Source organism: Campylobacter sp. CNRCH_2014_2452 (assembly GCF_025772865.1).
GTDB classification, from domain to species: Bacteria; Campylobacterota; Campylobacteria; order Campylobacterales; family Campylobacteraceae; genus Campylobacter_D; species Campylobacter_D lari_D.
In genome coordinates this window covers 73,579-98,426 of the sequence record NZ_JAKMSX010000005.1, presented here as the reverse complement: position 1 = coordinate 98,426, position 24,848 = coordinate 73,579, and the positions used below count along the sequence as shown (strand labels likewise).

General features: G+C 29.3%; 26 protein-coding genes and 1 tRNA gene. 14 read left to right on the top strand and 13 right to left on the bottom strand.

Features of this window, described 5'->3' with window-relative positions; all coding sequences use genetic code 11:
- Positions 1-12: 12 nt before the first annotated feature.
- From L8X38_RS04605 to L8X38_RS04575, 7 genes are all read right to left on the bottom strand, one after another.
- The gene (locus tag L8X38_RS04605) at positions 13-3,183 is read right to left on the bottom strand and encodes an autotransporter outer membrane beta-barrel domain-containing protein (RefSeq protein ID WP_263661423.1); all 3,171 of its coding nucleotides are present in this window, start codon (positions 3,181-3,183) and stop codon (positions 13-15) included.
- Between the two features lie 552 nt (positions 3,184-3,735).
- The gene (gene sodB / locus L8X38_RS04600) at positions 3,736-4,389 is read right to left on the bottom strand and encodes a superoxide dismutase [Fe] (protein WP_263661422.1); all 654 of its coding nucleotides are present in this window, start codon (positions 4,387-4,389) and stop codon (positions 3,736-3,738) included.
- Between the two features lie 68 nt (positions 4,390-4,457).
- Positions 4,458-4,967 carry an anaerobic ribonucleoside-triphosphate reductase activating protein gene (gene nrdG, locus L8X38_RS04595; RefSeq protein ID WP_263661421.1) on the bottom strand — a complete coding sequence of 170 codons (510 nt, stop codon included), beginning with the start codon at positions 4,965-4,967 and terminating at the stop codon, positions 4,458-4,460.
- Entirely contained in the window at positions 4,939-7,218 is a 2,280-nt protein-coding gene (locus L8X38_RS04590; RefSeq protein WP_220566995.1) for an anaerobic ribonucleoside triphosphate reductase, read from the bottom strand. The genes nrdG and L8X38_RS04590 overlap by 29 nt, the downstream gene beginning before the upstream one ends.
- 132 nt (positions 7,219-7,350) lie before the next feature.
- A complete protein-coding gene (locus L8X38_RS04585) occupies positions 7,351-7,965 on the bottom strand; it encodes a BspA family leucine-rich repeat surface protein (protein WP_263661420.1) in 615 nt (204 codons plus the stop codon).
- Between the two features lie 218 nt (positions 7,966-8,183).
- Positions 8,184-8,258 (bottom strand) — tRNA-Glu (locus L8X38_RS04580).
- A gap of 69 nt (positions 8,259-8,327) precedes the next feature.
- Complete coding sequence (locus L8X38_RS04575; protein WP_039617114.1) at positions 8,328-9,086, bottom strand: exodeoxyribonuclease III; 759 nt, start codon at positions 9,084-9,086, stop codon at positions 8,328-8,330.
- A gap of 99 nt (positions 9,087-9,185) precedes the next feature.
- On the opposite strand from L8X38_RS04575, the gene L8X38_RS04570 reads away from it, so the two are divergent.
- From L8X38_RS04570 to pyrC, 4 genes are read left to right on the top strand one after another with little or no spacing between them, the layout of a single operon-like run.
- Positions 9,186-10,733 (top strand): phosphoethanolamine transferase, encoded by a 1,548-nt coding sequence (locus L8X38_RS04570; RefSeq protein WP_263661419.1) that lies wholly within the window; start codon positions 9,186-9,188, stop codon positions 10,731-10,733.
- Positions 10,733-11,104, top strand: coding sequence for a diacylglycerol kinase (locus L8X38_RS04565; protein ID WP_263660393.1), 372 nt, complete (start codon positions 10,733-10,735; stop codon positions 11,102-11,104). The genes L8X38_RS04570 and L8X38_RS04565 overlap by 1 nt, the downstream gene beginning before the upstream one ends.
- The gene (locus tag L8X38_RS04560) at positions 11,089-11,319 is read left to right on the top strand and encodes a helix-turn-helix domain-containing protein (protein ID WP_263661418.1); all 231 of its coding nucleotides are present in this window, start codon (positions 11,089-11,091) and stop codon (positions 11,317-11,319) included. Before L8X38_RS04565 ends, L8X38_RS04560 begins: the two co-directional genes overlap by 16 nt.
- An 8-nt stretch (positions 11,320-11,327) precedes the next feature.
- Positions 11,328-12,320 carry a dihydroorotase gene (gene pyrC / locus L8X38_RS04555; RefSeq protein WP_263661417.1) on the top strand — a complete coding sequence of 331 codons (993 nt, stop codon included), beginning with the start codon at positions 11,328-11,330 and terminating at the stop codon, positions 12,318-12,320.
- 9 nt (positions 12,321-12,329) lie between these two features.
- Here pyrC and L8X38_RS04550 read toward each other — a convergent pair whose 3' ends face one another.
- The gene (locus L8X38_RS04550; protein ID WP_263661416.1) at positions 12,330-13,028 is read right to left on the bottom strand and encodes a class I SAM-dependent methyltransferase; all 699 of its coding nucleotides are present in this window, start codon (positions 13,026-13,028) and stop codon (positions 12,330-12,332) included.
- Entirely contained in the window at positions 13,028-13,375 is a 348-nt protein-coding gene (locus L8X38_RS04545) for a Fur family transcriptional regulator (RefSeq protein WP_220566989.1), read from the bottom strand. Before L8X38_RS04545 ends, L8X38_RS04550 begins: the two co-directional genes overlap by 1 nt.
- A 127-nt stretch (positions 13,376-13,502) precedes the next feature.
- Here L8X38_RS04545 and L8X38_RS04540 point away from each other — a divergent pair, with 127 nt between their 5' ends.
- From L8X38_RS04540 to L8X38_RS04525, 4 genes are read left to right on the top strand one after another with little or no spacing between them, the layout of a single operon-like run.
- Positions 13,503-14,348 carry a metal ABC transporter solute-binding protein, Zn/Mn family gene (locus tag L8X38_RS04540; protein WP_263659193.1) on the top strand — a complete coding sequence of 282 codons (846 nt, stop codon included), beginning with the start codon at positions 13,503-13,505 and terminating at the stop codon, positions 14,346-14,348.
- Positions 14,345-15,673 carry a DUF1007 family protein gene (locus tag L8X38_RS04535; protein ID WP_263661415.1) on the top strand — a complete coding sequence of 443 codons (1,329 nt, stop codon included), beginning with the start codon at positions 14,345-14,347 and terminating at the stop codon, positions 15,671-15,673. The genes L8X38_RS04540 and L8X38_RS04535 overlap by 4 nt, the downstream gene beginning before the upstream one ends.
- Positions 15,673-16,422 (top strand): metal ABC transporter ATP-binding protein, encoded by a 750-nt coding sequence (locus L8X38_RS04530; RefSeq protein WP_263660398.1) that lies wholly within the window; start codon positions 15,673-15,675, stop codon positions 16,420-16,422. Before L8X38_RS04535 ends, L8X38_RS04530 begins: the two co-directional genes overlap by 1 nt.
- Positions 16,415-17,230, top strand: a complete 816-nt coding sequence (locus tag L8X38_RS04525; RefSeq protein WP_263659196.1) for a metal ABC transporter permease — start codon at positions 16,415-16,417, stop codon at positions 17,228-17,230. The genes L8X38_RS04530 and L8X38_RS04525 overlap by 8 nt, the downstream gene beginning before the upstream one ends.
- Here the strand turns inward: L8X38_RS04525 and L8X38_RS04520 are convergent.
- The 3 genes from L8X38_RS04520 to rpmI all read right to left on the bottom strand — a co-directional run bounded on the left by L8X38_RS04520 (position 17,207) and on the right by rpmI (position 18,727).
- Positions 17,207-18,106: a DNA ligase gene (locus L8X38_RS04520; protein ID WP_263661414.1), complete on the bottom strand. Its 900-nt coding sequence runs from the start codon at positions 18,104-18,106 to the stop codon at positions 17,207-17,209. The genes L8X38_RS04525 and L8X38_RS04520 overlap by 24 nt on opposite strands.
- Positions 18,084-18,437 carry a 50S ribosomal protein L20 gene (gene rplT, locus L8X38_RS04515; protein WP_039617097.1) on the bottom strand — a complete coding sequence of 118 codons (354 nt, stop codon included), beginning with the start codon at positions 18,435-18,437 and terminating at the stop codon, positions 18,084-18,086. The genes L8X38_RS04520 and rplT overlap by 23 nt, the downstream gene beginning before the upstream one ends.
- Before the next feature lie 98 nt (positions 18,438-18,535).
- Positions 18,536-18,727 (bottom strand): 50S ribosomal protein L35, encoded by a 192-nt coding sequence (gene rpmI, locus L8X38_RS04510; protein WP_039617094.1) that lies wholly within the window; start codon positions 18,725-18,727, stop codon positions 18,536-18,538.
- Between the two features lie 147 nt (positions 18,728-18,874).
- Between rpmI and L8X38_RS04505 the strand changes: the two genes are divergently transcribed.
- The 6 genes from L8X38_RS04505 (at position 18,875) to L8X38_RS04480 (ending at position 23,729) form a co-directional block, all read left to right on the top strand.
- Positions 18,875-19,096 (top strand): hypothetical protein, encoded by a 222-nt coding sequence (locus L8X38_RS04505; protein ID WP_263659198.1) that lies wholly within the window; start codon positions 18,875-18,877, stop codon positions 19,094-19,096.
- 62 nt (positions 19,097-19,158) lie between these two features.
- On the top strand, positions 19,159-19,905 hold the full coding sequence (locus L8X38_RS04500) for a DUF3944 domain-containing protein (protein WP_263661413.1): 747 nt from the start codon (positions 19,159-19,161) through the stop codon (positions 19,903-19,905).
- 11 nt (positions 19,906-19,916) lie between these two features.
- A complete protein-coding gene (locus L8X38_RS04495; RefSeq protein ID WP_263661412.1) occupies positions 19,917-21,650 on the top strand; it encodes a hypothetical protein in 1,734 nt (577 codons plus the stop codon).
- Complete coding sequence (locus L8X38_RS04490; protein ID WP_263661411.1) at positions 21,643-22,536, top strand: hypothetical protein; 894 nt, start codon at positions 21,643-21,645, stop codon at positions 22,534-22,536. Before L8X38_RS04495 ends, L8X38_RS04490 begins: the two co-directional genes overlap by 8 nt.
- Before the next feature lie 3 nt (positions 22,537-22,539).
- Complete coding sequence (locus tag L8X38_RS04485; RefSeq protein ID WP_263661410.1) at positions 22,540-22,845, top strand: hypothetical protein; 306 nt, start codon at positions 22,540-22,542, stop codon at positions 22,843-22,845.
- 17 nt (positions 22,846-22,862) lie between these two features.
- On the top strand, positions 22,863-23,729 hold the full coding sequence (locus L8X38_RS04480; protein ID WP_263661409.1) for a helix-turn-helix transcriptional regulator: 867 nt from the start codon (positions 22,863-22,865) through the stop codon (positions 23,727-23,729).
- Here the strand turns inward: L8X38_RS04480 and L8X38_RS04475 are convergent.
- A complete protein-coding gene (locus L8X38_RS04475; protein WP_263661408.1) occupies positions 23,726-24,817 on the bottom strand; it encodes a DNA adenine methylase in 1,092 nt (363 codons plus the stop codon). The two genes, L8X38_RS04480 and L8X38_RS04475, sit on opposite strands and share 4 nt — an antisense overlap.
- Positions 24,818-24,848: the final 31 nt, after the last annotated feature.

Genomic DNA, 24,848 nt, shown 5'->3' with positions numbered 1-24,848 from the left:
AGTTAATCATTATTAAAATATAAAGTCAAACTGTAAAAATCCCGTATGCGAATGAGAATTATTTGCAAAAGTTCCATTATAATTAAATGACATTTCTAAATCTTCTGCCAAAGAAAAAATCAAAGACGCACTTGCATATTGATAAGTTCTTGGCAAATCTAAGGTTTCGCTTGCTTTTAAGTTTGCAAAATTTACTCTTGATTCTACTTCAGGATTAAAATTAATTCTTGCACCTGCTTCAAATGAAGTGCTAATTTGCGGATGCCATTTATTAAGCCATTTAAGAGATGCCGTACTTGAAAATAGATTTAATTCACTCTTATAATATCTTTCATGATTTAATGCTCCATCTCCATGCATGCTGAAAGCTTTTGTGAAACCACCTTCATAGTTTAAAGACACCTCAGGAGTAATTATATTATCTGCCCCATCTAAATAAAAATTCATACCAGTTCCAATACTTGCTCCATAACCATAGGTATCTGTATTACCATTAGCCTCTCTTTTTCCTTTATCAACAAATTTTTGCACATCATTTTTGGTATATGCTGCTTTGGTATGGAATTTAAAAAAGGCTTCTTTTATCTCATCTTCTAATAAAATATTAGAATACTTCAAACCAGCATACACTGTTTGCATTTTTAAAGAGAAATAATCTTTAGTATCCATATTAGCCTCTTCGGTTCCTACATAAGCTCCTAGCATACCTATATCTTTTAAAGTATGAAAGCCAGCCACTATACCTTTGGTATGTCCTTTAGAATAATCATTTGTTCCTAAAAGCTTAATGCTATTAGATGAAAAATAAGGCAATACAAAGCCGTGATAATGCTCATCTGTATCAAAACCTACTAAGTCTTTATTTGTTTTATGATTATTGTGTATTCTTGCATGTTTGTAAGCCATTCTTGATGCATCATCTAAAACAGTATCAAGGAAGAATGATCTCATCATATAAGTGTTAATTATTGTTTGAGCCATAACAGAACCCACACCAGCACTTACATCTGCTAAGGTTTTATATTGTCCTGTTATAGGATCATAAACTAAATTTAATAAATCATTGTTTGAACCAACATTACCTACTCCTATGTTACCACCACTACCAGTATTATTAACTATATTGTCAGGATTGATAGGTTTGCTTGCATCAAAATTTGGATCTGAAGTATCTACTGTGATATTGTCTATATTTGTAGAACCACTACCACTACCGCCTACATTAATAGCTCCATCAAAGCTACCATCTTCATTTGGTTTTACTATCCAATCTCCTACATTTACATTACCATTACCATTATTAGTAATGTGATTACCATCTTTATCAGGTTTAACTGTACCTTGGTTATCTATATTAACATCATTATTACCATTATTAACTATACCACCGCCGATATTACCATTAGAACCATTTGAAATAGAAGTATTACCACCGCCACTACCTACAGTGATAGAGCCACCTAAATCTCCATCATTTTTGATTTCTAAATCACCGTTGTTATTCTCAATAGAACCGCTGATAGAACCACTATTGTTAATTGAGCCTAAATTACCATTGTTTATAATATTTCCACCTATACTACCATGACCGCTATTGATAATCTTATCTACAGAAGATTTTTCACCTATAGATACATCCCCTGTAATTTTTCCATAATCATCATTAATGATATTACCTACTTTTGAACCATTATCAACGCTAACATTACTGCTAATAAGCCCATTACCAGAATTAGAAATATTAGTAACTTCGCTACTATTATCAACTTTAATACCACCAGTAATCTCTCCTTGCCCAGCATTGATGATGCTTCCAACTATACTTCCATTATCAACGCTAACATCTCCTGAAATTTTACCAGTAGAAACTCCATTATTATAAAAAGAACTTGCCAAAGCACCATTGATAATATTCTCAACTTTAGAGTGATTATCTACTTTTACACTACCGCTAATCTCTCCACTTCCAGCATTGATGATACTATCTATCTGTCCTTTATTATTAACCTCTATAAAACCCTCTATTTTACCATTATCTTGATTTATTATACCACCTACTATAGAAGAGCCTTCTCCATCCACTTTTATAGTTCCGGTAATCTTAGCATTATCTTTATTTAAAATACCAGTAACCACACCGCCACTACTGATTAAAATAGATCCGCCTATATTAGCATTATCAGCATTTATAATACCAAATCCATTCTCACCACCTGAGATCATACCTTTCTCTTTAACCTCTATAGTTCCTTTTAAAGCAGATCCTCTGCTTAAATAAATTCCAGCAATTCCACCATGTATTGCAGAATTTTCTCCAGCTATAGTTGTGTTTTGATTTAAATATGCGTGATCAAAATACATCCCATAATCACCTCCATATACCACGCCACCATTTTTTATAGATATATCACTTGTAGTAGAACCTGTACTTAACAAAATACCACTTTCTCCTCCATAAATGCTACCATTATCAACATATAAATTTCCTAATGTTTGCCATTGACTTATATTTATACCATATCTTTTAGCTTTTATTATTCCATCATCTTTTATGTCTAGAGTTTCAAATTTACCATAAGATACAGCAATTCCATCATGATTTGATTCTATAGTGCCCGTATTAGTAATATTTTTAATCGTGCCACCACCTTCTAGCTTAATAGCTGCACTCCAATCATTAGTTCCTGTAGAAATTATATTACCAGAATTGTTTATAGTTCCAATATTTCCTCCATAAACAAAAATAGCAGCAGCGTTGCCATCATTAATAGTTCCGCTGTTTTCTAAATTATCTAATGTAGAGTTCCTAATATAAACACCATAACCATTTCCACTTATAGTTCCGCTGTTTTTTAAATTTTGCAATGTAGCACTATCAACTCTAATACCATGACTTCCACTTCCAATTATGGTACCTGTATTATTAAGCGTTTCTAATTTACCTCCATGATCAACTTTTATACCATTAGAACCACCTTTTATAGTTCCGCTGTTTTCTAAATTTTTTAAAGTAGTATTTTGGGTTGTTACACTAACACCAGTACTAGAGCCTTCAATTAAACCTGTATTAGTTATTTTATCTACAGTAGAATTTCCCCATATTTCTATACCATGATTATTACCATTAGCTGTACTTTTTATTGTACCAGCATTATTAATGGTTACATTAGTAGCACTACCCATAATTTCTACGCCATGTTTATTTGAGTTTGTAACACTACCATTACTTGTAATAGCTAATGAGTTATTATCACTTCCACTATTAATAGTTACACCATTACTAATAGAGCTACTTATAGTACAATCACTACTGCTACTACAATTACCACCACTAATATTTTTTGAATTTTTTACTTGTTTGGCTTTAGTGTTTTTAACACTACTATTAGAATTTTGATCATTTATAGTTACTATACTAGCATTGGCACAGGTTGCTAAAAAAGATATAGTCGCTAAAGATAAGAAAGTTTTTTTAACAAAAGAAAGATTATTGTTTAAATAAGATGATTTTAAAGTGGGATTATTTTCACATACCCCCCCCCATAAAATAAGACATTAAAACTCCTTGATTTATTAAAATTTTTTGTAATGATAAAAAATAATTATTAATATTTTTTAAATATGATAGTGCTTTTGTTAATTATTTGTGTAAATTAGGATATTTTTATTGTTGTTATTCTTAAGATAATTTAGCTTTGATTAAAAAAAGCCTCTTAAAAATAAGAGACTTTTTTCTTATTTTATAGGATGAAGTTCATTTGCATAAAAGCTTACTGAATTCATACCTTCTTTGATAGCCCATTCATAAGCTTTTACTACAAATTCCCAATTAATGTGTGCGTAGAATTTTTCTAAATACGCAGGGCGTGCATTACGGTGATCTACATAGTAAGCATGCTCCCACACATCAACTACTAAAAGTGGAACTTTACCTTCAGTGATAGGTGTAGCAGCATTGCTTGTAGCTACTAATTCTAATTTTTGATTTTGAGTGTTATAAACTAGCCAAAACCAACCAGAACCAAATACTCCTGTAGCTCCTTTGATGAATTCTTCTTTTAAATTTTCCATAGAACCAAAGTCTTTTTCAACCGCTGCTTTAAACTCATCACTTAAAGAACAGCCACAGCCACAGCATGTTTTTGGCTTAATGCAGTCAAAATAAAAGTCATGATTATACACTTGAGCAGCGTTGTTAAAAACTCCACCATTTGAGTTTTGTATGATATAAACTAAATCTTTTCCTGCAAATTCAGTATCTTTAATAAGATTGTTTAGGTTGTTTACATAAGTTTGATGGTGTTTGCCATGATGAAATGCAAAAGTTTCTGCACTCAAAAAGTCTCCAAAAGCGTCTGCTTCATAAGGTAGTTTTCTTAATTCAAACATATTGTTCTCCTTTTTTTAAATTTTATAGCATTCTAACATAGTTAAGTTAAAAAAGACTAAATGAGTCTTTATTTTTCAAAAAGTATTACTTTGCCTTGTTCTAAGCTTTTTGCTACATCGATAATGCGTTGGTTTTTACTACCTTTAAATTTTAAAGATAGGTCTTTTTGCTCTAAAATAAACTTCCCATCTATCAAAACATCAGCTAAGATAAGTAATTCTTTTTTTGATTTTTCTTCTAATAGCTCTTCATAAGTAAAACCTGTATACATAGTAAGATCAAGCCCTAAAGCCTTAATGTGCTTTGCCAGAATACTTAAATTTTTTGCTTGCATAAAAGGCTCCCCGCCACTAAAAGTAACACCTTGGAGCAAAGGATTTTTACACATATCATCATACAAACTTGCTAAATCTTGCAAATATCCTTTGTTAAAATCATGTGTTTGTGGATTATGACAACCTTTGCAATGATGAGGGCAGCCTTGAGTAAAAATCACATAACGCAAACCATAGCCATCGACTATGGATTCTTTTATGACACCGGCTAATCTAAGAAAAATCGTGTTTAATTCTTGCATGAACTTCAGCTTTTTTAGCGTCATTAAAACGATCAAGCGTTCCTACTAAATAACCTGTGATTCTTCTTATGCGTTCAAATTTAATATCATCTTCTTTTCTATGGCACTTTGGACAAAACTCATCTATCACACCACTATAACCACATACCGGATCTCTATCTAGTGGGAAATTAATCGAGCCATAGCCTATATTGCTTTCTTTCATACATTTTATAATGCGTTCAAAACTTTCTAAATTCTTACTCACATCGCCGTTTAATTCTACATAAGTAATATGCCCACCATTATTTAACTCATGATATGGGGCTTCTATTTGAATTTTTTCATATATACTAATAGGAAAATCTACAGGAATATGAAAAGAATTGGTATAAAATTCTTTATCGGTTATGCCTTTTAAAATGCCGTATTTTTTTTGATCTAGTTTTAAAAATCTTCCACTTAAACCTTCAGCCGGGGTAGCTATGAGTGAAAAATTCAGTTTGTCTTTGAGTGCTTTTTCATCGACAAATTCACGCATAAAACGCACGATTTGCAAACCTAAATCCCTTGCTTCTTGACTTTGTCCATGATGAGAACCTACTAAAGCTATTAAACTCTCACAAAGTCCTATATAACCTATAGCTAAAGTCCCGTGTGCTATGATTTTTTCTACGCTATCATTTTCTTTTAAAGAATCTGAATCTATCCAAATTCCCTCGCCCATTAAAAATGGGAAATTTTTAACCTTTTTTAGACTTTGAATTTTATATCTATGAAGTAATTGCTCATACACAAGCTCTAATTTTTCTTTTAAAAGTGAGTAAAAAAGCTCTAAATTTCCTTTAGCTTCTATGGCTAAACGCACAAGGTTTATACTTGTAAAACTTAAATTTCCCCTGCCACTTGTGATTTCTTTGCTCTCATCATAAACATTTGCCATAACCCTAGTTCTACAACCCATATAAGCTACTTCGCTATTATAATCACCCTTTTTATAGTATTTTGCATTAAAGCTTGCATCTAAAAAGCTAAAATTTGGAAAAAGTCTTTTAGAAGCACATTCTATAGCGAGTTTAAAAAGCTTGTAGTTTGGATCTTTTTCATTATAATTAATACCTTCTTTTATTTTAAAAATTTGCACAGGAAAAATTGGTGTTTCACCATTTCCTAAGCCTTTCATCGTGGCTTTGAGTAAATTTTCTATTACCATTTGCCCTTCAAAAGAAGTATCGGTGCCATAATTTAGCGTGCTAAAAGGCACTTGAGCTCCTGCTCTTGAGTTCATAGTATTAAGATTATGCACCAAAGCTTCCATAGCTTGAAAAGTCGCATCTTGGGTTTGCTTTAATGCTCTTTTGTAAGCATAAGCATTTGCTTGTTTTAAAAAATTCTCATCACTATTTAAATCAAGCTTTAAAAGCTCTTTAAAGCATTCTTTTTCGCTTGAAACTTGAAAATTAGCATTTTTAAAGCATTGCTCGTCTAGGTTTTGTTCTAATTTTATTTCAAAAAAAGCATTTATAGCCTTTTTATACTCTTTTTGAAAAGTCTTTGCCACACCCTTTGCCATAGCAAAATCAAAATTTGGTATAGATTGACCCCCATGCATTTCATTTTGATTAGCCTGTAAAGCAATGCAAGCTAAAGAAGCATAAGATCTGATATCATTTGGCTCACGCAAACTTCCATGTCCAGTGCTAAAACCATTTTCAAAAAGCTTTAACAAGTCTATTTGACAACAAGTTTGTGTTAGCATATAAAAGTCTTTATCGTGTATATGTATATCGCCATTTTTATGTGCATTTGCGATATGTTTTGGTAAAATACACTCATCTACATAGTATTTTGCTCCTTCTGAACCATATTTTAACATCATACCCATAGCACTATCTGAGTTGATATTGGCATTTTCTCTTTTTAAATCAGCTTCTTTGGAATCTTTGAAGGTTAAATCATCATACAAATTTAGCAAATCATAGCTACCATTGCGGATTTGTGTTCTTTTTTGGCGGTATAATATATAAGATTTTGCAGTATTGATTAAAGCATTTTTTATTAAAACCTCTTCAACTTTATCTTGAATTTGTTCTACTTGTGCATGATTTTCATCAAGCAAAGCTACAACCTCATCACAAAGCCTACCTAATTCATCATTTTCTAATTTTTTATCAGTAGAGTTTATATTGGCTCTAAAAATAGCATTTTTAATTTTAAAAATATCAAATGCAACTTGACTTTTATCTCTTTTTGTAATAAATTTTATTTTCATGTAAATTTTCCTAAAAAATAATCTCTAGAAGCTAAAAAATAACGCTTTATGAAGATAAGTTTAGTACAAAAACTTGATGAAAAACTTAAAAAGATAAAAGAAAAATTCACACAAAAATTGTGTGAATTTTGTTTATTCTAACTCTATACCTTTTACTGCATAAAGTTTATCAATACCACGATTTCCAAACATTTTTTCAGTATTACAATCCTTTTGGATATTCCACTCATCTAATTCATGATGGAAATTTTTGCAATTGTGAAAAAGATATGCCATAGTAATTACATTTTGCACATCCCAATTCACAACACTATGCTCATACGCATGACAGTTTTCAAAACAATGTGCCATTCTAGTAGTATTTGAAGTTTTCCAATGCAATAAAGAATGATTGAAATTAACACGATTAAAAAACATATAAGACATATCTTTTAAATTTTGAGTATCCCATTTTGATAAATCTTGATTAAAATTTTTGCAGTTAAAAAACATACTTGCCATATTTTCAACTTTAGAAACATTCCAGCGTGACAAATTTGCATTAAAACTTTCGCAACAATAAAACATATAAGACATATCTTTAGCATTTGATACATCCCAATGTTCAATACCTAAAAAATCCAATCTTTTAGAATAATAAAATACATAAGAAAAATCATCAATCAAAGATACATCAATATCTCTTAGAGAAATTCTTTCATTATGCACCAAATTCATTAACTCATTTTTGCTTTTAGGTCTATACATTTTGTCCTCCTTTTTGTATATTTTAAAAAACAAGTGTGAAGTCAATGTAAAAATTTACAAATTATTAATAATAACTTTCAATATATTAATAATAAGTATTTTAAAATAAACTTAATTTAAATAAGATAAAACAAATAAAAAATATTTAAATCGAACAATGTAACTTTTTGTAAAATATGACAATGATTATCAAAAAAAGTGGATATAAATATAGTAAGTGGTGACCCATACGAGACTCGAACTCGTGTTACCGCCGTGAAAGGGCGATGTCCTAACCGCTAGACGAATGGGCCATTTTGCAGTTTTAAGATGAAATTATAACAATTTTTACTTAATAATTATTTAAGGCATTAAAAAATACCTTAAATATCGATTTCTATCCCTACAGGAGCATGATCTGAGCCAAAAATATCATCTCTTATAAAAGCATTTTTAAGTTTATCTTTTAAGCCATTAGAAATGAAAAAATAATCAATCCTCCAGCCCACATTTCTTTCTCTTGCTTTCATTCTATAACTCCACCACGAATACTTTTCTTTAACATCGCCATTTATATGTCTAAAAGTATCTATAAAACCTAATTTTAATAAATCATCTATCCAAGCACGCTCAATCGGTAGAAAACCTGAAGTTTTTTCATTAGCTTTTGGGTGGGTTAAGTCTATCTCACGATGTGCGGTATTAACATCTCCACAGATGATAATTTCTTTACCTTCTTTTAAAAGTTTATCTAAATACACTAAAAAGTCATTATAAAATTTCATTTTAAAATTCAAACGCTCTTCATCTTTTTGACCATTTGGAAAGTAAATATTAAACAAAACTACATTTTTAAAGCTATGCTCTAAAACTCTACCCTCATCATCATCAAAAAACTCACATTTTTTGACTTCACAATCAAAATTACACAAGCTCATTACACCTGAATACCCTGCTCTTTTAGCACTATTTGAATACATATGTTTAAAAGGATACTCATAAATTCTTTTTGGAAATTTATCCTCGTGTGCTTTGATTTCTTGAAAACCTATAAAATCAATTTCTTCTTTTTCAATCCAATCAAGTGCATTTTTATCACAAATTGCCCTTAGGCCATTTACATTCCATGATAATAATTTCATAATTTAATCCTTAAACTTACAAAAAGCAAAATCATACCATAAAGATATTAAGTTAACCATTTTTATTTATAATTAAATCTTTAATTTTGAAAGGATTTCATGAAATTTTTTAATATATCGTGGCTTAAATTTATTATTTTGAGTGCTTTTTATATAACTAGTATCAATCTGAAATTGTTTTCTTATATTCACGAAAATTTACATCCTCATAATAATGATATTTCCATTATTTTATATATAATTATATATTTTGCACTATTAGTTGGAATTTTCGCTTTATTATTTTTGCCTTATCTTAGCAAGATTTTAATGATTTTTTTAATAGGTGTGAGTTCAATTAGTAGTTATTTTATGATCAATTATGGTGTTATTATAGATCATGATATGATTAGAAATGCTATGCAAACTGATCAAAAAGAAGTACGCGATCTGATTAATTTTAATATTTTTGTTTATATATTTTTTACTTTTGTGATTCCAGCATTTTTAGTTATAAAAGCTAAAATAGAATATCACAATATCAAAAAACATTTAATCATTAAATTTGGCACTTTATTTGTTGCTTTATTTGTTGCTTTTGGATTGCTTGGAATTTTTTCAAAAAGTATTGTACCATTTTTAAGAACTTATAATGAAGTAAGAGTTTATAACACTCCTTTTTATCAAATTTATTCAGCAATTAAATATATAAAATTAGAAGTTATTCCAGAAAAAGAACTTCAAAAGATAGCTTTAGATGCGAAAATGGAAAAAGACTTAAACAAAACTATGATTTTAGTCATAGGGGAAACCGCTAGAGCAAATAACTATTCTTTGGGTGGTTATACCAAAAATGATACTAATTTTTACACCAAAAACGAACCTAATTTAATATATTTTGACAATGTAAGCTCTTGCGGGACAGCAACTGCTAGAAGTTTACCTTGTATATTTTCAAGACACAAAAGAGCTACTTTTGACAATAGTCTTTATGAAGAAAATGCTTTAGATATTTTACAAAGAGTTGGAGTTCAAAGTGTTTGGCTTGGAAATAATTCTGGAGGTTGCAAAGGAAACTGCGATCGTATAGCACATAAATTGATTTCAAAAGATTATGATGAGAGTTTACTTGAGCTTGTAAAAGAACAATTACAAAATCCATCTTCAAGTAAAATCATAGTCGTTCATTTGCAAGGTTCTCATGGACCAGCTTATTTTAAGCGCTATCCAAATGAGTTTAAAAAATTTACGCCAACTTGCGATACAAATGAATTACAACAATGCTCGCAAGAAGAATTAACTAATACCTATGACAATACTTTACTTTATACAGATTTTATCATCAAAAGTCTTATTGACTTATTAAAGCAAAGTCCTGCACAAAATGCCTCATTGTTGTATGTATCAGACCATGGAGAAAGTTTAGGAGAAAATGGAATTTACCTTCATGGAATGCCCTATTTCATAGCACCAAAAGAACAAACTCATGTTCCTATGATTCTTTGGAGCAAAGATAATAATTTAATCCAAGAATTACAAAAAAAGAAAGATTATAAATTATCTCAAGATAATATTTTTTCAAGTTTATTAGGATATTTTAATGTCCAAACTAAAGAATATGAAGAAAACTATGACTTATATAGTAAAAATTTAAAGGAAAATCCTTAATGAAGCCAAAGTATTCTTTATTTAAAAATGCAAGTTATGCCTTTAGTGGCATTAAATTCTTGCTTAAAGATGAAATGGCTTTTAGAATAGAATTTGCCATTATCTTACCTTTGATTTTTGTAAGCTTTTTTTTACCTGTGAGTTTTTTAGAACATTTTGTGCTTATTTTAGTATTAGTTTTGATTTTAATTATAGAAGCATTAAATTCTGCTATAGAAGCTTGCGTGGATCTTTACACGAGCGAATTTCACATCTTAGCTAAAAAAGCAAAAGATTGTGCGAGCGCTGGGGTGTTTTTTAGCGTTGTTTTGGCTATAATTACTTGGAGTTTTATTCTTTTTAATATGGCTAGAGAATGGATGATAAAGTAAAAACACTATGCGTGAAAATCTTTGGTAAAAAACGCTTTGAAATTTTAGAATTTTTAGCCCTTCATGCTAATGAAGATGGCTTTGTCTTTGCAAATATCGAAGAACTTTCTAAAAAGTTAAACATCAGCAAACCAACCATCATTTCTACTTTTAAATTTTTAGAAGAGAAAGCTTTGCTTGAAAAGCTCAAAAACGGCTTATATAAACTCAAATAGGAGATAAAATGACGCTTAAAAACCCTTTGGATATGCATTTACATTTACGCGATGAAAGCATGCTTGAACTTGTAGCTCCATTTAGCGCAAAAGACTTTAAAGCGGGAGTTATCATGCCAAATTTAATCTCTCCGCTTACTGAAATAAATACACTAAAAGCCTACAAAGAACGCATTTTAAAAGCATGCAAAAATGAAGATTTTACGCCTTTGATGACTTTATTTTTTAAAGACTATGATGAGAAATTTTTAGAAAAAGCTAAAGATGAAATTTTTGCTATCAAACTTTATCCTGCAGGCATAACTACAAATTCAGATAATGGAATTTCAAACTTTGATATAGAAAAGTTAAAACCTACACTAAATGCTATGAGTGAGCTTGGCCTGCCTTTACTTGTACATGGAGAAACAAATGATTTTGTAATGGACAGAGAAGCAAATTTTGCTAAAATCTATGAAAAATTAACTAAAAATTTTCCAAAATTAAAAATTGTAATGGAACATATTACCACTAAGGTTTTGTGTGATTTATTAAAAGATTATGAAAATTTATACGCAACTATCACTTTACATCATTTAATGATAACCCTTGATGATGTGGTGGGTGGTAAGATGGATCCGCATTTATTTTGCAAGCCTATTGCAAAACGCTATGAAGACAAAGACGCTTTATGTGAGCTTGCTTTTAGCGGCTATGAAAAGGCTATGTTTGGAAGCGATAGCGCACCTCATCCATTACACGCTAAAGAATGCTGCGGGTGTGCAGCTGGCGTATTTAGCGCACCGGTAATTTTACCTGTATTAGCTGAACTTTTTGAAAAGCACTCAAATGAAGCAAATTTACAAAAATTTATTTCAGATAATGCTTGTAAAATCCATAATCTTAAATTTGAAAAAGATAAAATTATTACTTTAGAAAAACAAGAATGGCAAGTAGCGCAAAAATACGGCGATGTGGTGCCATTTATGGCAGGAAAAACTTTAAATTTCAAGGTTATTTAGCCTTGAAATTTAATCAATAATCAAAAGTTTTATCTTAGCTTCTATAATCTCTTCTACCTCATCTTTTACAAAGCTTTCTAACTCTTGTTTGTTTGCATTAATGCCATTCATACTCAAATGCCACAAAGCATTTTCTATCGCACTATCTTTATCTCTTTTTACTACTCTAATTTCATTAAAAATTTCATACTCATAAGGGATACTTTGTACATTTAAAAAACTTTGCAAATCCTCTTCATAAAAACCTTTAAAATGCGTGTTAAAATGCTCAAATATAGGATCTAAAAAGCTACTTTTGCGCCTACTCGCCCAGCCTAAATACACTTTTTTAGAAGCTAAGCTTAAAAAAGCTTTATAGTCTTTTTCATTTTGCAAGGCAGGAGACATGCTCAAAAAGGCTAAATCAAAATTTGTGTTATTGTTTTTATAAAAGTTTTCAAAGTCTAAATTTAAAGTTTTTATATTTGATATAGCATGAGTTTTTGCATCTTCTTGTAAAATTTCAAGCATAGCACTAGAGCTATCTACACCCAAAACACTTTTTGCTTTTTGCGCTAAATGCAAAGTCCAAACACCGCTTCCACAACCTATATCCACCACGATTTTGCCTTGTAAAGATCCAAGTTTTGCAAAAGTGGCTTTTTGAATTTCGTTTAAGTTAGAACTATATCTTGCATAGCTTTTTGCTTTTTTATTCCATAAATTCATTATTCATTCTCACATTTTTGGCAAATTCCTTTAATCACAACACTTTTTATAATCCCTTTAATTTCAGGCATTTTTACATCACTAATCTCATGACATACATCGCATATAAAATGTGCTTTAGCATGATCTGCTAATTCATAAAAACTTTTGCGATCAAGTTGACTTTTATTAACAATACCCTTTTTTTCAAAAAGCTCCATATTTCTATAAAAGCTAGTTTTATTTGCTTTGAGATTAAATTGATCATAACTTAATGGGGTTTTAGCAAGAGATAAAATTTGCAAGATTTCCACTCGTAAAGTTGTCATAGAAATATCATGTTTTTTTAATAAATCAATAGCTTCCATAATTCTACCTTAGAAAATAAATGTATTTTACCACAAAAAAAGTTTTATAAATGCAACTTAATTTTTAAGTTGCAACTAAGTTGCATTATATATAATTACATAAATTTTAGATAATCAGGAGGAAATAATGTTAAAAATATTGTTATTGTTATTATCATGCGCACTTGCTTTTTCAAAACCTATTGTGAGTGTTAGCATACCACCTCAGGCATTTTTTGTAGAAAAGATTGCTAAAGATAGTGTTGAAATTAATATCTTGATTTCACCTAATTCCAATGAACATAATGTAGAATTTAAACCTATGATGATTAAAAATCTTGAAAAAAGCAAAATTTATTTTCTTGCCGATTTAGAACTTGAAAAAATCCTAGAAAACAAATTTAAAAATACACTCAAAAATGTCAAAATTGTTAATATTAATGATGGCATATCATTACTAGAAAATGATGAGACTGATGAACATGACCACGATGAACATGAGCATGGTAAAAACGATCCTCATACTTGGCTAGATCCTATTTTAGTAAAAATACAAGCACAAAATATCTATAAAGCTTTAAGTCAAACTTTTCCACAAAATAAAGACTTTTATGCAAAAAATTTAGAAAATTTTCTTAAAGAATTGGATGACTTAAATTCAGTAATCAAAACAAATTTACAAGATATCAAACACCGAGAATTTATAGTCTATCATCCTAGCTGGAATTATCTTGCAAAAAGATACAACCTCATCCAAATTCCTGTGGAAATTGATGGAAAAGAGCCAAAAATTCAAGATTTGCAAAAACTAATAAAAATAGCCAAAGAAAAAAACATAAAGGTTATTTTTGTCCAACCTGGTTTTAGTGAAAATTCGGCTAAAGTATTATCTAAAGAATTAAACGCAAAAATTGTTTTTATCGATCATTTGGCTAAAGATTGGGATAAAGAACTTTTAAAAACCATACAAGCATTAAAAATGGCTTTAGAATGAAAATCATTTTAATACTAGCTTTTATATGCTTTCAAAAAGTATTAAGCTGTGCTTTGTGTGCAGCTTATACTCCAACGGCAAATGTAAAATTAGACTTTAACGCAAGTGATGATAACATCAATAAAATTTATGTAACTTGGGAATTTTCGCAAGATTTTATAAAAATACTGCTTCAAAACTATGATATAAATTATAATAATACTTTAGACAAAGACGAACTTACTGATATTAAATATACTCTTTTAGATTATATAGAGCCAAGACAATTTTTAATGCAATTTCAATTTTACAATTTAGATGAAAAAATTTACATAGAAAAATTTTTAAATGCCAAATTAATCTTAGATAAAACGAAACTATTTTTCACTTTTGAAGTAAAGCTTAACATCCCTATAAAAGAAAATAACACATTTAGCATAAGATTTGAAGATAAGGAAGGATTTTTTAGTTTTAAATTTATACCGCAAGATTTTATCACTTTGAATTCAAACTATTATCTAAGTGCAAATCCCAATTTAAATCTCATATTTTTACAAGCACAAAAAGGCAAAACACCAAATACAACCTTTGCAGAAATTCAAATCAAGCAAAGTCCAAATTTTATAGATGATCTTTTAAATAAATTGCAAATTTTTAAAGAAAATATTTTATTGTATATCAAGCAACTTCTTCAACAAGAATTTAATATACAAACATTTTTAATATTATTAATCATATCTTTTGGATATGGCGTTTTTCATGCTAGTGCACCAGGTCATTCTAAAATGCTTACAAGTTCGTATTTTTTAACACACAAAAGCTCATTTTCTAAAATATTTTATTTTGTATTAAAAATAGGCATAGTGCATATAATGAGTGCATTTTTACTTGTAAGCATTGGTATAATTATCCTTGAGAAATTACTCAAAGATATCAATATGGCTGGATTTATTCTTACAAAATTTACAAGTTTACTTATAGTTTTTATAGCTCTTTTTATGCTAAGCAAAAAGATACTTCATAAAAACTCTTGCTCATGCTCTTGCCACTCACATAAAACAAGTGAATGGGTAGTCATACTAGGAGCTTCTTTGGTGCCTTGTCCTGGTGTTATATTACTTTTTATTTTTGCGTATAAATTCAACTTTTTTTATGCTTTAAGCTCTGCTGTGTTTGTGACATTGGGAATGTGTTTTGTATTATTTTTATTTGCTATAGGGGCAAATAAAATTCACCAAAATGTCAAAACTATAAAAATAAGAACCTTACTAGAGTATCTAGCTTTGATATTTATGATATCATTTGGATTATTTTTATTCATCAATACCAAAGAAGGTGTATTTTAGTGGAATTATTTCGAATATCTAATTTAAATTTTTCTTATAATGAAGAACTTGTGTTAAAAAATATCAATCTAAGCTATGATAATAATGATTTTTTATCTATCATAGGACCAAATGGTGGTGGAAAATCAACCCTTATAAAACTCATATTTGGACTTTTAAAAAGTAAAAATATAATTGAATTTAAAAATATAAATTTAAGTCAAATAGGCTATGTCCCACAAAACACTCTAACTAATACTAATTTTCCAACTAGAGTCTTAGAAGTCGTGCTTATGGGAAGGATAAATCATAAAACTTTTGGTTTTTACACCAAAAAAGACAAAGAGTTAGCTCTAGATGCTCTAAAAAAAGTATCTATGCAAGATTTTTGGGATAAAACTATCCATTCTTTAAGCGGCGGCCAAAGACAAAGAGTGCTCATAGCAAGAGCTTTAGTAGGAGAGTGTAAATTGCTTATATTAGATGAACCTACAGCAAGTGTAGATACTAAAAATGCTATACAAATTTTTGAGCTTTTAAAACAACTTCATCAAAATGGCATAGGTATTATATGCATTAGTCACGACATTAACATAACTTTAGCATATAGTGATAAAATCGCATATTTAAACAAAGAAATTTTTATACACAAAAACATTAAAGATCCAAATAAAATCAACTATATAAAACACTTATACCAAAACCATTCTCATTTTTGCGATGTTGAAATGAGTTTAAATTCTTGCCTATGTAAGGAATGTAATGCTTGAAATTTTAAATTTTAACTTTTTTCAAAATGCTTTATTTTCTTGTGTGCTAGTAAGCATTGCATGTGGTTGTATAGGAAGTTTGGTAATGGTAAATAGGCTTATGTCTATGGCTGGTGGCATTACACATGGGGCATTTGGTGGCATTGGAGTAGCATTTTACTTTTCTTTACCCGTTTTACTTAGCACAAGTTTATTTACTTTGATTTTAGCCTTTATAGTGGCTTATTTAAGCAAACACTATCCAAACAGAAGCGATAGCATTATAGCTGTCATATGGGCGTTTGGTATGGCTATAGGAATCATACTTATAGACTTAAGCCCAAAATACAATAACGACTTAATGGCATATTTATTTGGCAATATATTAACCGTTTCTAATGAAGACATTTGGCTTATGCTTGGTGCAGATATCATTTTTATCATTATTTTATTATGCTTTTATAGACAATTTGAAATCATAAGCTTTGATAGCGAATTTGCTCAAACTAGAGGGATTAACACTAATTTATTTTATTATCTTTTGATTTTTATGATAAGCTTGTGCGTAGTTATTGGTATTAGACTTGTGGGATTAATTTTAGCCATGGCTTTATTAAGCATACCAAGCTTTATAGCAGAAGGTATTAGTAAAAAACTTGGTTGGATGATGATTTATTCAAGTATTTTGAGTTTATGTTTTTGCTTAAGTGGTTTGATGGTGAGTTATTATTTTAATATCTCAAGTGGTGCTAGTATCATTATGATCTCATGTGTTGCTTTTGCTATATTTTTAGGAATTAATGCTTTAAAAAACTTCCCTCGTTCTTAAAAAACTAGCAAATTTTGGTTTGCCATTTTTGGTTAAGCCATTGTATTTAAAAGTGATAATAGCACCAACTGGCGGAGGGTTTAAGCGATCGCTTTCTTTAAAACCTGAGCCTATCTTAAAACTTACTTTTTTACCCTCAATCACTGCTTCACAAAGCAAAGATCCCATTTTACCTTCAAATTTTCCCTTACCTTCAAAATGCTTTTTTACAACACATTCTGCATCATCAAAAGGTTTTAGTTTAAAAGCATTGTTTGACCTTTTCTTTTCATAAGGTGCGTTGTTTAATCTTACAATCACGCCCTCACCTTTATGTGAAATGATATCTTGATAAAACTGCTTTAAATGATTTTTATCTTTAATGCGAATTTGTGGGATGATTTTTATAAAATCATTTGGATTTTTAGCTAAATACTTTTTTAAAACTTCTAATCTTGCTTCTAAGGTGCAAGGATCAAGTTTAAATTCCTCACAAGCATTTGGCACATCAAAGACATTATAACTTACTTTTTGCCAAAGTTTTTCATCAGGATTTTCTTGGCGTATTAAAGATGAAATTTCTTCAAAAGAAGCTCTTTTTATCCAAAGTTCTCCATCTAACTCAAATTTAGGAAAGTTTTTTATGAAAAATGAAGGGAGTTTTATAGCATTTCCTGCTCTTGTTTGCATAGACTTACCATTCCAAAGACCTCTTACGCCATCGAGTTTTTCACTCATGAGATAATGGCTTAAATTTACATCTTTAAATGCTTTTTCATCATAAACTTTAAAAAGCAAAATATCTTTAGCAAAAAGAGAATTTAAAAAGAGAGTAAAGAGAAAAGCAAGGCTTATAAATAGCCTTGCAATAAGATTAAAGTGCTTTTTTAGCAGCATCTGCAATTTTTGCAAAAGCAGCTGCGTCATTCATCGCTAAATCAGCTAAGATTTTTCTATCAAGCTCAATGCCTGCTTTTTTAAGACCATTTATAAATCTTGAATAACTAATATCATTTAGTCTGCAAGCTGCATTGATACGCACTATCCAAAGACGACGAAAATCGCGTTTTTTGCGGCGTCTATCACGATACGCATAAACCAAACTTCTTTCTAATTGTTCTTTAGCTTTTCTAAAGTGTTTGCGGCGACCACTATAAAAACCACGCGCAAGTTTTAAAACTTTTTTATGTCTGCGGCGTCTTACAACACCTGTTTTTACTCTTGCCATATTTATCCTTTCACAAATTGGCGTTCGTTAAACGAATCTTGCCCTTTAAAATAAGGGGAGTTTGAATGACTTTCGTCAAAAACTAAATTTAAGCGAGCTTAAATTCCTAACATTTTTTCAACCGCTTTAACATTGGTTGAGTGAACATACTTAGAAGTGCGAAGATCACGCATTCTTTTAGCAGGTTTTTTAGTCAAAATGTGGCTTCTATAAGCAGCACCTCTTTTGATTTTATTTTTACCTACTTTGAAGCGTTTAACAGCACTTTTAACGCTTTTCATTTTTGGCATGTGTATCCTTTGGATAAATTTTTTCATAAAAGAAAGCTATCATTTTACTATAACTATGCTTTAGAAAAATTAAATTTTTATGACACAACCTGTCACAAGGATTTAATATGATTTTATTAATTTTATAAAATCCAATAAAGGAGTCAAATGGCAATAGTAATTGGTATTATAGTTATGATAGCTACTGCTATATGGGCTATAGTTTGTGGTACTTTTTGGGCTTTATTTTTGTTTGTAGTGTGGTGCGTTATATTACCAAGTTTATTTTTAATAGAAAAATACGGAATTATAAATGTAGCAGTTTCTTATGTGCTAATTTTAGCAGGCGTAGTAGTACTTGCAAGGATAATTAAAAGTAAACAATACTAAAAACCTTGACAATACGGGGGGGGGGTATTGATATAATAAAAATTTAAATTGAAAGGAAAAAGATGGCATATAGATATGACAAAGATTTGGAATTTTTGAGAAACTTAAGTAGCGAAGAATTAAATGATTTTGTTAGTATTCTCACACATGATAAAGATAATACTACAAGATTTACGGAATTAATAACAGTAAATGAGTTGTATAAAAAATTCTATCCTGATCACAAACAGTATTTAGATTTAATTTTAGATGAGTTTCAGTGTTTTGGGGGAAACACCTTTGCAAATATCTTAAGAATGGGAAAAGGTGTACTTTATAAAGAAATTTTATGCGATGTAGCCGATAAACTTAAAGTTAATTATAATAAAAATTCCGATACAGAGATAATAGAAATAAATCTTTTTATGAAAATTTTAGAAAATTCTTTAGACCAAATGAGCAAAGAGCAAATCAAGGAAATTTCTCAAGAATTAAATTTAAATTTATCAACTTTTACAAAACAATCTACAATGGCAGCAATGCAATTTTTAATAAAACAAGGTAGTTTCAAAAGCTATCAATTAATAGTTATTGTTGCAAATGCCATATCAAAATTAATTTTAGGCAGAGGATTGTCAGCTGTAGTTAATGTGAGTTTAACAAAAGCGATGAGTATTTTTGTTGGTCCTATTGGATGGACAATAACAGGGATGTGGACTGCAATAGATATAGCAGGACCTGCTTATAGAGTAACTATACCAGCTGTTATTCAAATAGCATATCTACGACAAAGTTATAATATGAAACAAAACAACCAAAAACTATTATAAAAGAGACCACTATGATAGATAATAAAGAACTTATAAACGATTATGAACTTTTAGAAAATGATTTGAAAGAGATATCACAAAGAGAACAACTTAAAATTAATATAAATCAAAACTTAGAAGAAGCCTTGCAAGAACTAAAAAACATAGAAACACAACTACCAAAAGAGCAAAGTAAAAAACTTTTTGAGCAATGCACCCAAAACGCACTTGATGCTATAACAAGTCATTTTGGATTGGCTGCTATTGTTCTAGATTCTCAAGACGGTGGTAATGTAAGCACCACACATAATGCCAGGAAAGATATATATGCCAACGAAAACGATAAGCAACAATATGAAAAACGTGAAAAATACTGTTCAAAAAAATATCATAATGGGGAATACAATAAAATAAATAATAAACTAAAAAAAGAAATAGAAGAGGGAAGATTATATGATTATGCAACTGGAAAGATGATTAAGCCAAAAGACAATACTCAGCTAGATCATGTTGTTTCAGCCAAAGAAATTCATGAAGATCGTGCAAGAATTTTAGCTAATGCTGATGGTGTATCTTTAGCTAATACACCTCAAAATCTAAAAAAAACAGATGCTAAGATAAATAATTTTAAAAGAGATAATAGCGCAACAAAAACTTTAGAGAAATTAGAAGGACAGATACAAATATTAACCGAAAAAGAAATAAAAAATGGAAAACTATCCTTAAAAGATCAAAAAAATATAGAAAGATTATTGGATATGCAATGTAAAATTGATGGTGAAAAATTTATAGAAGAATATAATCATCAAAAAAAACATATTGATAGTGAAATTGATAAAATTTACTATACAAGCCTAAAACCTTACAAAGAAGCTTTGATAACCGGAGCTAAAGACTCTACAAAAATGATTGTATATTCAGCACTTGGAATGATTTTAAGAGACTTTTTCAAAAGCTTAATGATAGAAATTAGGAAAACATTTAAAGAATTTGGAAACGAGAGTTTTAGTGATATATTCAAAAGATTTAAAGATAGAATCCATTACATTTGGGATGATATCAAAAAGAAATGGAAAAATATTTTTGCAAGTTCTTTAGAGGCAGGAATTCAAGCATTTTTATCTAATTTAGTTGTATTTGCTATAAATACTATATTTACAACTTTAAAAAGAATAGTTCAAGTTATTCGTGCTGGCTTTACTTCTTTATATAATGCGATAAAAATTATTATAAATCCTCCAAAAGATATGCCTAAAGAAGATATATATTTTGAGGCCGCTAAAATTTTTACAGCAGGTATTATCGCCTCACTCACAATGCTAGGAAGTGAGGCGATAAATAAATGGCTTATAACTATACCTGGGCTTAATGTTTTATTATCTTTACCTATACCATTTACGAGTGAAACTATAGGTGATGCAATTTCATTAAGTATAAGTGCTGCTTTTGGAGCTATTGTTAGCACTATTGTTATTTTTTATATGGATAAATGGAAAAACAACTCCAAAATAGGAAATTTACGATTACAGCTTGTTACTCAAAGTGGTGTTATTTTAAATTGTAAAATAGCTCAAACATGGCTTATGCTAGATGATGCATATATTTTTTTAACACATGCAATAAATTCTATAAAAGAAAAGAATTTAATACTACAAAACAATCTCACTCAAGAGCTAAATACTTATAAAAAAATGGACGAGGAAAGAAAAACTAAAATATCTAATCTGAAGAAAAAGATTCTTGATCTAAAGGAATTGCATGATTAGTTATAGTAAAAGTAAACATAAAATTAGTATAATAAATTCACATGAATGTTTAACAAAAACAAATACACCTAATAAAAATGCAAATTCGCAAGAAGTAGCTAACATACTTAATAATAAAATTCACAAAGCTTCTAAAAAAATCATAGAGGCAAAAAAAGTTGCAAAATTAGCTAAAAATACTAAAAATACTTTTTTGGAAAATATGGCAAAAAATATACCTTTTGTTGGAAATTTTATTGATAGTGAAGAGATTAAAAAAATAAATATTCTAATAGAATTAAACATGATGAATATAGAGGCTATTGAAGCACAAAATGATTTAATTCAAGAAGTTATAAAACTCACATGTTATAGCATAGAATTTATAAATGACACAATCAACGATCTACAATTAATAATTTCCAAAACAAATGAAAATTATAGGACTAGCATTACAGAATTATCTTATGATACAAATGAAATTTTAGAAATATATAATGAACTTACAGATATTGTAATAAATCAAATGCAAGATCATACAAAACATTTTCAAGAAATTCAAATAAAAATAGAAAAAAATGAAGATGAAGTAAATCTAATTAAACAACAACAAAAAAACTTCACCGAAACTATTGAGTTACAAGAAAATAAAATAAACTCACTTAATAAAGATTTACTATTATCTTCAAAAAAAATCGACAATTTATCAATGCAACAAAATGAATTTATGCAAAAATATGAAAACCAAATAGCAAATTTATCGAAAGATATTATGCAGGAATTGGAAAATATAAAAACTGTAATAAAAAAACACGAAAATCTATTAGATAATAATATATTAAAAATAGTTTCTATTACATCTTTGGGGATTGCAATAATAGCAATTTTATTGCAATATATACAATAAACCATGCTAAACAAACTACCTCAACTTTTTTCATTGCTTTTTAGCTATAAATCAAACATCTTTGATATCATCTCAAAGCCAAAGCAAGCTTATACTTACACTAAGTTTGCTTTAGAGCTAAAAGAGCTTTATGAAAAAGAAAATAACAAAACAGAAGCCGCTTTTATCATCCTAGATAGAGTACTTAAATTTAAAAAAGAAAATCCTGATGATTTTAGTGATTTTTTAAAACTTATTCAAGAGCTTTTAACTACCTATGAAAATGATCCAAAAACAATCAAACAAAACATCAAAGATTTGCTAAAATAAACAAAAAAAGGTTGTATATGGAAAAAGACAAGCTTTCTACGCGTTTAGTTTCTATACTGCAGTGTTTAAACAATGGAGAGCGTTTTAGCTTAAAAGAGCTTGCGCAAGAATTTAATGTCAGCATTCGCACCATACAAAGAGACTTACATGAACGCCTTGCTTTTATCCCTATAAAAAAAGAAAATGGAAAGTATTTTTTAGAAGGCTATGTTTTAGGAAAATTAAGCTTTAAAGATATACAAAATTTTGCTATTTTAAGCGGTATAGGTAGGCTTTATCCTAGTTTAGATAAAGAGTTTTTAAACGACTTGCTTAATGAAAAAATCAATAAAGCCTTTTTAGTCAAAACCCAAAGCTATGAAACACTTGATAGAGAAGTTTTTGAGGAACTAAGTGCAGCTATCATAGCAAAATACCCCATTAGTTTTCACTACAAAGAAAAATGCAGAAAAGCCAATCCATACAAACTCATCAATATTGATCACATATGGTATCTTTTAGCAGATGAAAACGATACTTTAAAAACCTTTGCTTTTTCTAAAATCACACAACTAAGAGTGGAAAAAAAAGAAATTTTTACCCCAAAAGAAGAGTTTTTAAAACAAATTCAAAAAGATCAAAGCAACTGGATTAGTAAAGAAAACAAAGAAGCTATTTTAAAACTTGATAAAAAAGCTAAAGAATATTTCTTAAGAAAAAATGCCCTTACTAAATACGAATTTATAGATGAGGATGAGAATTTTATTTACATCAAGGCATTTTATACCTATGATGATGAGCTTTTAAATTTAATAAGATATTGGATACCATATATTAAAATAAACAAACCTATCGCTTTAAAAGAAAAACTTTTTGAGCAGTTAAATACATACATGCAAGATTAGCGTTTTTTTAATACATAAAGTTGTTCTTGTATATGCATAGAGCGCTTAGAAAGGTTTCTACTAGCTCTAAAGGCATTATACTTTTGCTCAAGCACAAAACATTCTCCAAGACTTTGAAGTCTTTTTGTGAATTTTTCTTTTTTTACAAAACCCTCACAATTATAAGAAAGCAATACAATCTTGGCTTTTAAATCATTTATCAAATCAAACAAAGCATCTTCGGCTTTTTTTTCTTTGTTAAAAGCACTGCGGTTCCAGTCTTTTGGTATACCAGAAACCTTTGAAATTTCCTTTGGCTTTTTATAATTAGCGATTAAATTTAACATAAAATAATTTGATCCATAAGGGTGTTGATTATAAGGTGGGTCTAAATACGCCACATCAAAGCCATCAAGCTCTTTAGCTAAAACATTTGCATCCTTTTGAAAAACCTCATACTCACAAGTAAAATTTGAAAAAATAGGCATTTTTAAAGCTATATCACCCTTTATACGACTAAGCGCATTTGCTCCATTTCCTCCAAATTTTCCCACTCCATTTTTATCTTTATAAAAGCCTTTAAAAACCCCGCTTGTATTTGCATGTACACTTGCTTCATAGATAAGCGGTGCGATGAAGTATTTTTGAATTTCTTTCGGCAGGCTTGAAATTTTTTCTCGCATAGAGTCTAAATACATAGCGTTTTTAAGTGTGTAGAAAACTCTTTCATTCTTTTGGATATACTCATCATCATTTGGCGCATAAAGCTTGCTTATAAAGCCTTTTTTGAGTTTTAAATCAGAAGTTAAAAAAGCATAATGTTTTTGTAATTCTTGTAAAAATTTCGCGTTTTGATTGCTTAAATAACACTCATTGATGATTTTAGAATAATCTTCCAAATCATTTGCCATGATAAAACTCGCATAAGGCTTCACAAAACGCGAAACTACCCCAGAGCCACTAAATACATCACAAAAACTAAATTTGTCTTTTTTAAGCTCATTTTGTGCGAATTTAAAGCCTTGATTTAAAAACTCGAGCAAAGATCTTTTATTACCAAGATAAGTTATGATTTGTTCTTTTAAAAATTGCGGATTTTCTTCTAGCATAAGTTTAAAATACAAGCCTTAAAAAGGCTTG